The organism is Luteimonas sp. A501, from assembly GCF_054052085.1.
In genome coordinates this window covers 463134-471282 of the sequence record NZ_JBSVRI010000003.1, presented here as the reverse complement: position 1 = coordinate 471282, position 8149 = coordinate 463134, and the positions used below count along the sequence as shown (strand labels likewise).

Genomic DNA, 8149 nt, shown 5'->3' with positions numbered 1-8149 from the left:
GCGCACAGGGGGTGTGCTGCGCCGGCGTCTCCGCGTCCTGCTACCAGCGCCGGGCGCCGGCCATCCATGGCCGGCTCTCCGCACACCCCCTGTGCGCGGGACGGGCTCCGGTCCTTCTTCGGCTTCGGGACGGAGATCAAGAGCGTCGCGGCTGGGACGCTCCTGGTCGTTACGAACCGACCGGTTCCACCTCAACGCTGCGACTTTGCCCTCCGCCAGATCGCCAAACAGGTCGGGTCCGCGGCGGGCAGCGCAAACCCCAACGAAAGACGCGACGCTGCGCCAACACACCAACCGCACGGCATCGCCCCGAACGTCACGCGTCCTCGAACGTCCCCGCCGCCATGTCGAACCACGGTGTGCAAAGCAGCTGCTGGTGCTCGACGACGCTGAAGGGCGCCGACCACACCGCCACGTCGCCTGCCGACGTTGCCGACCTGAACCCCGCCTCGTCGAAGGGCAGCACGCCCAGGCACCAGCGCACCCGGGCGACGGTGGCGACCAGCGACAGGTCGATGTCGAAGCCGGCATCCAGGCTTTCACCGGGGCCGAGCTTCGTGGCCAGCGGCGTCGGCGGCGACGTCGGCGCGGGGTGCGGCAGCGGCTGCGCCGCATGCGAAAGCGTCAGGCCGTCCTCGCCGTCTTCCACCCTCGGCGCCGGCACATCGCCGGCGACCAGGCGCTTGGTCAGCACCGAGTGGCTGTCACCGCGGTCGAACACGGCAAGCGGCGCGTCGCCGGTATTGCTGATGCGGTAGCGCACCGCCAGGCGCTGGCCATCGGGATCGAAAGCGGCCTCGAGCATGGCGCCCTCTCCACTGACGCTTGTGCGCGCCACCCGCTCTTCTTCATTCACGGCTTCGGACTCCATTTGTGGCTGGGCGGCGGCGGGATGCGGGATCACTGCGGCCGTCGACAGGACGGCGGCCAGGATGCCGCCCGCGCGCTGGATCATGTTCAGGGCCATGCCTCACCTGTGTCCTCGTTGGTTCCACTCAGGATGACCGAAAGCGCGCAGCCTGCGGTGAACGCAGGCTGCGCGGAAACGATCGTCAATCCGGGGATGATCAGAACTCGATCGCGTAGCTCGGGCGGTCCGGCATGCCCAGCTCCTCGCGGATGCCGTTCTCGGTCAGGTGGTCCGGGTTGGCGGTGGTCGGCGCGGTGGAGCGATCGCCATCGAAATCAAAGGCGGGGGCGCTGGTCTCCAGGCCCACGGCCTGGCGCTCGGCGTTGGCGGTGCCGTTGTCAGGGCCCGGGCCGGTGTACTCACCAGGCTGGAAGGTGCCGTTCACGCCGTTATAGGCATGCGACATCTCGTGGTAAAGCACGACCACGGGGGCCGGGAAGGCGTCCATGTGGAAGGAGGGGTTGTAGACGATGTCGACGTTGCCGCCGGCGCCGGCGCGACCGTTCACGATGTCGGCGTCGCGGCTGAAGGTCTGGGCATAGCCGTTCTGCTCGTTGGCCAGCTCCTTGATCGTGACCATGTTGCCCTTCACGTCGGCGGCCTTGTCGAACTCGGCCAGCATCTGCTGGCCCACCGGGGAGGCGCGCAGGAAGTCGAGCTCGGCCTGGATGCGCTGCACGAAGCCTTCCGAACCCTCGACCTTGATGGTGTGGCCGGCATTGGCGTCGATGGCGACGTTGAGTACCGTCGGCTTGCTGCCGGTCGCGGAATTGATCAGGTCGCCGACCTCGGCATAGACGGTGGCGTTGGCGCCCGCAGCGTCGACGGTATCGTCGCCGGCACCGGTGTAGACGGTGCTCTTGCCCTCGCCCACGGCGATGCGGTCGTTGCCCGTGCCACCGGACAGGATGTCGCTCTTGCCGGCGCCCTGGATCATGTCGTCGCCGGCGCCGCCCTCGATGAAGTTGGTGCCCGAGCCGGCGGTGATCTCGTCGTTGCCGTCGGCGCCGTGGATGATGTTGACGCCATCACCGCCGACCAGGACATCGTCGCCGCTGCCGCCGAAGATGTCGTCGCGACCGGCACCGGAGAAGATCGTGTCATTGCCGCGCCCGCCGTCGATACGGTCGTCGCCGGCACCGGTGGTGATGGTGTCGTCGCCATCGCCGCCTTCAACCACGATGTTGACCTTGACGTTGGGCGCCACCTCGATGACGTCGTCGCCGGCGCCGGCGCGGATGGTCAGCTCCTGCCCGCGGTCCAGGCGGACCTCGTAGCTTTCGCCGTTGATGTTCACGTCGAGCGTGCCGTCGTCGCGCTGCTTGACGCCGAAGCTGTCATCGCCGGCGCCGGTGGTGAACACCAGCTGGTCGCTGCTGACCTGGTTCCATGCGTCGATGGTGCGCTCGCGCGCCACCTCCACGCCCTTGTCCGAATGCAGCGGATCCACCACGATCGGCTTGCCGTCCACGGTGCTGCGCTGGCTGCGCTCGGCGGGATTGTCGGAACCGCCGTCGATTTTCTGGCCTTCAGCCTGGGGCGAGTCCAGGTCGGCGTCCACGACGTCGCTGCCGCCCACGTCGACCGGCCGCGGCGCCGGGGCATCGCTGCCCAGGGCTTCGGCACCGTGGTCGTGCTGGTGCGGGGCGTCGGGGTTGTTCCAATAGCCCGCGCGCTCGAACTGGGCCATGGCGCTGACGCCGGGGTCGAAACTGGCGGACTGGATGCTCATACGGAGATCTCTGCTTGTGGATACGGTGCCGTACTGTGTAACCGGACCGTCACCGACACCAAGCTGGGGCGTACCCCACCTCGGGTTTGCCCGCCTCCTGTTCATCCCCCACGCGTCACCTGCGACGCCCTTTGCTGCGTCGCAACAGCGACGCGTAGAATGGACGCCTTCCCTTACGCGGCAGCGGCCCATTCCGGTTCGCCCGCACCACTGGAGCACCCATGGGCCTGGATCATGTGACCACCGGCAAGAGTCCGCCGGACGAAATCAACGTCATCATCGAGATCCCCAAGGACGCCGAGCCCGTCAAGTACGAGGTCGACAAGGAGTCCGGGGCGATCTTCGTCGACCGCGTGCTGTCGACCCCCATGCGCTACCCCTGCAATTACGGCTACGTGCCCAACACCGTCTGCGGCGACGGCGACCCGGCCGACGTGATGGTGATCCTGCCGCTGCCGCTGGTGCCGGGCTCGGTGATCCGCTGCCGCCCGGTGGGCGTGCTGAAGATGACCGACGAGGCCGGCAGCGACGAGAAGCTGCTGGCGGTGCCGGAGCCGAAGGTGTTCGCCGGCTACGCGCACATCCACGACATCGACCAGGTATCCGGGCACTGGCTGGAGCGCATCGGCCACTTCTTCGAGCACTACAAGGACCTCGAGAAGGGCAAGTGGGTCAAGATCGAGGGCTGGGGCAACGCCGCCGAGGCCAAGGGCCTGCTGCTCGAGGCGATCGAGCGCTACCGCGCCCCGTAACACGCGCCCGGCAGGCGCCAGGCTCCGGAACCCCGAAAAGTCGCCGGCAAGCCGGGTTTCCCGGATTGCCGGCGCTCAGTCCCGGCTGCGCCCGCGCTGGCGCACGATACTCAGCGCGATCAGCCGTGACACCACGGCTGCGATATAGCCCACGCCCGCGAACTGCTCCAGCATCACCAGCACCCGCGCATATGGCGTCAGCGGCATGATGTCGCCGTTGCCGGTGCCCGACAGCGTCGAGAAGCTCAGGAACAGCAGCTCGATCCAGCGCCGCGGCCGCTCCGGCTCGACCAGGCCGGTGAAGCTGGCCGGCAGGATCGCCTGGCAGACCAGGAAGGCATAGGCGAAGCCCCAGGCCAGCAGGGTGAACGCCGCGGCGGCCGCGAACAGCTCGTCGACGGTGACCGTGTGGTCTTCGAGCATGTACACGATCAGCGCGCCGGCGGCGTAGAAGTAAAGCACTGACTCCAGCGCGGCCGAAGCCACCGCGAGCAGCGGCAGGTCGAACCCGATCGCGGCGCCGGCCAGCAGCATCGCGGGCACCGCCAGCGCCCATGCGAATCCGTTCGCGGCGTGGCTGCGCGAGACCACCCAGACTGCCAGCGGCACCGCCACCAGGGTGAACGCGCTGAACAGCACGCGGCTTTCGCTGCCGTCCATCAGCGGATAGAGCAGCAGGCTGACCAACTGCACAGCCAGGAGCAGCGCCGAAGGATGCCTCGCCGCGGCCGCGGACCAGCGCATCGGATTGCGGAGGATGTTGACCATCGGCGGAGTGTGCCGCGCCGGGGCCGCGTGCGCACGCATGGCGCGCGGCGCCCACCCTCGGGCAGGCACCAGCTGTCCGCGCCGGCATGCGCTCCCTAGGCTTCATGGCTCCCCCGAACACGAGGCGCCGCACGTGATGGATGTCACCCAAGCCCTTTCACCGGCAAGCCAATGGTCGTTGGCGTCGCTGCAGCAGCCGTCCAGCCGCACGGCCATGGCCGCGGCAGCGGATCCCGATGCCGATCTCGTATCCCACATCCAGGACCTCGCCGACGGCGGCGACATCGAAGGTTTCCTGGGGCAGGTGCGGGACGCGATCTCCCTCGCCGGCGGCGACCAGACCTTCGGCGAGCATCTCGACCCGCTGCTGGGCCGCATCCGCGATGCGCTGGGCGAACTCGACACGAGCCAGCTTCCGCGCGCCGAGCGCAACGCGGTCGAGGCCACGGTCAACGAACTCGACGCCCACTTGGGCGTCGATGATGTCGATGGTCCGGATGTCCCGGATGGTCCCGACGCGCCCGGCCAAGTTCCCGGCGGCGGCCTCCAGGCCCACGAGGACGCCGGCGGCCACCTGATCGAGCGCCACGTCGGCAAGAGCGAGGAGTGGCTGGTCGATCGCGTGCGCAACGACAACATCAGCGCCGCCTCCAGCTTCCGCGACATCGAGGAAGCAGAGCACTTCGTGGCCGCCACCCTGTCCGAGCACCAGGACCGCATCGACGCCTGGGTCGACGGCAAGGGTGGCAACCGTCTGGTGATCGACGCCAGCTTCGACGCCACCACCGGCATCTCGGTCAAGCGCGGCGACAGCAGCGCCGAGGACGTGTTCTCGGTGCGCCTGGTGCTGGAGCGCTCGGACCGGCTCGATACCGGGTATCGCATCGTCACCGGCTATCCTTCGACGCCCTGATCACGATCCCGAGGCCCCTGCATGAGCGACACCCCCGCGCTTGAGAACTTCCTGTCCGCCTATTTCCACCAGGACTGGGCGATGGAACACGACACGGCCACCGGCGTGGTCGATGCCTATCTGGGCAGCGAAGCCGACGCGGAGATCATTGCCGTGCGCGACGATCTTTCAAAACTGGCGAGTGAAGGCCTTGACGAAGCCGCGCTTGGCGCGCGCATGCAGTCCTTGGGCAGCGAATACGACCCGAGCCGCGACGGCGGCAACTGGCAGGGCTGGCTGGCGTCCCTGCAAGCCGCCTTTACGCGCTGATCGGCGAAACGCCGGCCGTCTCGCGGCGGCGGCGGACTCCTGCTCCCGGGCAGGGCTGCGCCCGGGCAACAGCCGGCTCAGCGCGCTCCCGCGCGGTGCGGATACGCCGCAAAGATCTCGGCGATCGTGCTGTCGATGGCCGCATCGCGCTGGAGGGGATCCTGGTTGCGCGTGACCCGACCCACGGCGATGCCTTCCCAGACCAGGGCATTGCGGCCCGCATCCACCAAGTCGATGTTCATCGTGCCCTCGGTGTAGCGGCTGACGGTGGTGCGCTCGTTCCAGTACGGCATGGCCACGTAGCCACGGTGCCGGTAGCTGTAGTAGTAGGCGTAGTCGACGTCGGGAATGGTGCTGACGTCGGTGCGCTGCTGCATGTAGGCGTTGATGTTGAGCCACAGGTCGGGATCCTGTTCGCTGTAGCGGTAGCCGCGTGATTCCATCTGCGCGCGCGCCGCGGCCTTCATCCGGCCGCTGACCAGACTGGCGTAGCCCTCGCGCTCGATCGCCAGCGGCGAATAGAAGGCGAAGGTCCGGTAGGTGGAGAAGTCCGCACGCGGATCGGAATCCGAACTGATGCGTGGACCCGTGGCGCAGGCGGTGAGCAGGCCCAGAAGAATCGCGGCCAGCAGCCAGCGGAATGACGGTCGGATGCGTGCCATGGCGAACCTCCTTTCGCGGGTGCTTGGACGCTAGCATGCGGCGGGCCGCGCGCATGTGATGCGGGGCGCCTGGAGGCGCCCCGCCGTCCGGTTGGTTTCCCTTCGTTCAGTCGCGGCGGTAGACCTCGGCCCCCGCCGCCCTGAACTCGGCGGCCTTGTCGGCCATGCCCGCCTCCAACGCGGCGGCCTCGTCGATCTCCCGTCCGGCGGCGTAGTCCCGCACGTCCTGGGTGATCTTCATGCTGCAGAAGTGCGGACCGCACATGGAACAGAAGTGGGCCAGCTTGTGTGCATCCTTGGGCAGGGTCTCGTCGTGGAACTCTTTTGCCTTCTCCGGATCCAGGCCGAGGTTGAACTGGTCTTCCCAGCGGAACTCGAAGCGCGCCTTGCTCAGGGCGTTGTCGCGCACCTGGGCACCGGGATGACCCTTGGCCAGGTCGGCGGCGTGCGCCGCGATCCGATAGGCCATGATCCCGTCGCGCACGTCCTGGCGGTTGGGCAGGCCCAGGTGCTCCTTGGGCGTCACGTAGCAGAGCATGGCGGTGCCGAACCAGCCGATCATGGCCGCACCGATCGCGCTGGTGATGTGGTCGTAGCCCGGGGCGATGTCGGTGGTCAGCGGGCCCAAGGTGTAGAACGGCGCCTCGCCGCATTCGGCCAGCTGCTTGTCCATGTTCTCCTTGATCAGCTGCATCGGCACGTGCCCCGGGCCTTCGACCATGCATTGGACGTCGTGCTTCCAGGCGATCTTCGTGAGCTCGCCCAGTGTTTCGAGCTCCGCGAACTGGGCGGCGTCGTTGGCATCGGCGATGCAACCCGGGCGCAGACCGTCACCCAGCGAAAAGGCCACGTCGTAGGCCTTCATGATTTCGCAGATGTCCTCGAAGTGTTCGTAGAGGAAGCTTTCCCTGTGGTGCGACAGGCACCACTTGGCCATGATCGAGCCGCCGCGGCTGACAATGCCGGTGACACGCTTCGCGGTCAGCGGTACATGGCGCAGCAGGACGCCGGCGTGGATGGTGAAGTAGTCCACGCCCTGCTCGGCCTGTTCGACCAGCGTGTCGCGGAAGATCTCCCAGCTCAGCTCCTCGGCGCGGCCGTCGACCTTCTCCAACGCCTGGTAGATCGGCACCGTGCCAATGGGCACCGGCGAGTTGCGGATGATCCACTCGCGGGTCTCGTGGATGTGCTTGCCGGTGCTGAGGTCCATGACGTTGTCCGCGCCCCAGCGGATCGCCCAGACCAGCTTTTCAACCTCTTCCGCGATACCGGAGCTCACGGCGCTGTTGCCGATGTTGGCGTTGATCTTGGTGAGGAAGTTGCGGCCGATGATCATCGGCTCGCTTTCGGGGTGGTTGATGTTGCAGGGCAGGATGGCGCGACCACGCGCGATCTCGTCGCGCACGAATTCCGGCGTGATCCGCGCCGGGATCGACGCCCCGAACGACTGCCCCGGGTGCTGCGCCAGCAGCGGACCCCCTCCCTTGCCAACCACCCCACCCGTAGGGGCGACTATAGCTGCGACCTCCGCATCTGTAGGAGCAGCTATGGCTGCGATCTCTCCTCCGGCTCGCAGCTGCATCTCCTCCAACAACTTGTCCAGCCGCTGGTTCTCGCGGATCGCGACGTACTCCATCTCCGGCGTGACGATGCCGCGCCGCGCGTAGTGCATCTGGGTGACATTGGCACCGGCCCTGGCCCGCAGCGGCAGCGCGCGCGCCGGGAACCGCACCGCCTCCAGGCGCGCGTCGGTCTCGCGTCCGCGGCCGAAGGCCGAACTCAGCGCATCCAGGCGTTCGGTGTCGCCGCGCTCGGCAATCCAGGCTGCGCGCCGCGTCGGCAGACCGGCGGAAAGGTCGATGTCGGCTCCCGGATCGGTATACGGCCCGGAGGTGTCGTATACGGGGATCGGCGGGTTGTCCTCGCCACCGAACAGGGTCGGGGTCGCGGTCTGCACGATCTCGCGCATGGCCACCTGCAGGTCGGGGCGCGAACCCTCGACGAAGACCTTGCGCGATCCGGAGATCGGGCGGGTGACGGATTCGGAAAGCTGTTGCGCCTGCTGCAGCAGGGGCGAAGGCACTGCGTTCATCGGCATCGTCC

8 protein-coding genes are annotated in these 8149 nt (G+C 68.0%); 3 read left to right on the top strand and 5 right to left on the bottom strand.

What is annotated here, in order from left to right; all coding sequences use genetic code 11:
* Window positions 1–316: 316 nt before the first annotated feature.
* Together ACW7G5_RS11780 and ACW7G5_RS11775 are read right to left on the bottom strand one after the other, a co-directional pair.
* On the bottom strand, window positions 317–967 hold the full coding sequence (locus tag ACW7G5_RS11780; protein WP_457004729.1) for a hypothetical protein: 651 nt from the start codon (window positions 965–967) through the stop codon (window positions 317–319).
* A gap of 100 nt (window positions 968–1067) precedes the next feature.
* On the bottom strand, window positions 1068–2642 hold the full coding sequence (locus tag ACW7G5_RS11775) for a M91 family zinc metallopeptidase (protein WP_457004727.1): 1575 nt from the start codon (window positions 2640–2642) through the stop codon (window positions 1068–1070).
* A 221-nt stretch (window positions 2643–2863) separates the two neighbouring features.
* Between ACW7G5_RS11775 and ppa the strand changes: the two genes are divergently transcribed.
* The gene (ppa, locus tag ACW7G5_RS11770) at window positions 2864–3394 is read left to right on the top strand and encodes an inorganic diphosphatase (protein WP_457004725.1); all 531 of its coding nucleotides are present in this window, start codon (window positions 2864–2866) and stop codon (window positions 3392–3394) included.
* 75 nt (window positions 3395–3469) lie between these two features.
* Here ppa and ACW7G5_RS11765 read toward each other — a convergent pair whose 3' ends face one another.
* Window positions 3470–4162 carry an ion channel gene (locus ACW7G5_RS11765; RefSeq protein ID WP_457004723.1) on the bottom strand — a complete coding sequence of 231 codons (693 nt, stop codon included), beginning with the start codon at window positions 4160–4162 and terminating at the stop codon, window positions 3470–3472.
* 136 nt (window positions 4163–4298) lie between these two features.
* Between ACW7G5_RS11765 and ACW7G5_RS11760 the strand changes: the two genes are divergently transcribed.
* Window positions 4299–5075, top strand: coding sequence for an RNase A-like domain-containing protein (locus ACW7G5_RS11760; protein ID WP_457004721.1), 777 nt, complete (start codon window positions 4299–4301; stop codon window positions 5073–5075).
* 21 nt (window positions 5076–5096) lie between these two features.
* On the top strand, window positions 5097–5384 hold the full coding sequence (locus ACW7G5_RS11755) for a contact-dependent growth inhibition system immunity protein (protein WP_457004719.1): 288 nt from the start codon (window positions 5097–5099) through the stop codon (window positions 5382–5384).
* A 77-nt stretch (window positions 5385–5461) separates the two neighbouring features.
* On the opposite strand, the gene ACW7G5_RS11750 is transcribed toward ACW7G5_RS11755, so the two are convergent.
* Both ACW7G5_RS11750 and thiC read right to left on the bottom strand, forming a co-directional pair.
* Window positions 5462–6046 carry a DUF4136 domain-containing protein gene (locus ACW7G5_RS11750; RefSeq protein WP_457004717.1) on the bottom strand — a complete coding sequence of 195 codons (585 nt, stop codon included), beginning with the start codon at window positions 6044–6046 and terminating at the stop codon, window positions 5462–5464.
* Window positions 6047–6152: 106 nt separating this feature from the next.
* Window positions 6153–8138 carry a phosphomethylpyrimidine synthase ThiC gene (thiC, locus tag ACW7G5_RS11745; protein ID WP_457004715.1) on the bottom strand — a complete coding sequence of 662 codons (1986 nt, stop codon included), beginning with the start codon at window positions 8136–8138 and terminating at the stop codon, window positions 6153–6155.
* Window positions 8139–8149 lie beyond the last annotated feature (11 nt).